Genomic DNA, 776 nt, shown 5'->3' with positions numbered 1-776 from the left:
TTGATGGCATTAGGTAATTAGTTTTGGTTGTATTTGTTGTGATAATTGGGATAGCTTCTTAACGGCTTTTGATGGTAACGTTAAAAAGATAGGTAAGCGATATACTACGGATATTGAGGGTAATAATAATCGCTTTAGGCAAAGGCTGAGGCGAGTCTTTCGAAAGACTTGCTGTTTTTCTAAAAAGTTGGTGAATCACTTTAAAGCGTTTGACTTACTCTTCCATTATATTAATTATGGCTGGGTTTGATCAGCATACTTTTCAAAACACTATCTAATTTTTTATCTTTGAGCGGAAAAACGAGGCATATAAGGATGATGCGACAGATATTACTGTTCATGACTTTATTATTTTTTAGCGTATCAGGATTTGCTAGTAATGTCAGAATAAATAAACTGGTGAATTTAAATTTTGAGTATGTGCGCTTAGTCAAATTAGTTTCCGACGATTGTTTAAAAACGACTCAAAAATTATTGGGATTGCCAGATTCGCAAGATTTATGGATTAGTGCAATGGGGTGCTACTCCTTTTTATTAGAAAAAAGAGAAAAATTAGAACGAGAAGTTTTAATTCCTTTAAGACGATTAAAATTTCCTCAAGGCGAACTTACTCAAAAAGAGAAAGATTTTGTCGCGTTAGTCTATATAGCTGACGATAATATAGAAGAAATTGCAAAACAACTTGAACCTTTGATAAAAAAATATCGGTTCAAGAAAAAAAGAAAGTGAAGAGAAAAGATGCAGAACAAAAATAATTTTTTTTGATATTGATGATA

General features: G+C 31.8%; 1 protein-coding gene and 1 pseudogene. Both read left to right on the top strand.

All coding sequences use genetic code 11. The features are described from left to right. Positions 1-37 precede the first annotated feature (37 nt). Positions 38-250 (top strand): annotated as a pseudogene (locus tag A5N85_RS13320) (IS1 family transposase); the annotation flags it as partial. An 89-nt stretch (positions 251-339) separates the two neighbouring features. Continuing rightward, complete coding sequence (locus A5N85_RS13315) at positions 340-729, top strand: hypothetical protein (RefSeq protein ID WP_072577605.1); 390 nt, start codon at positions 340-342, stop codon at positions 727-729. The last annotated feature ends 47 nt before the right edge of the window (positions 730-776 follow it).

It is taken from the genome of Suttonella ornithocola (assembly GCF_001889065.1).
Taxonomy (GTDB): Bacteria; Pseudomonadota; Gammaproteobacteria; order Cardiobacteriales; family Cardiobacteriaceae; genus Suttonella_A; species Suttonella_A ornithocola.
This window is presented reverse-complemented; position numbering and strand designations above follow the sequence as displayed.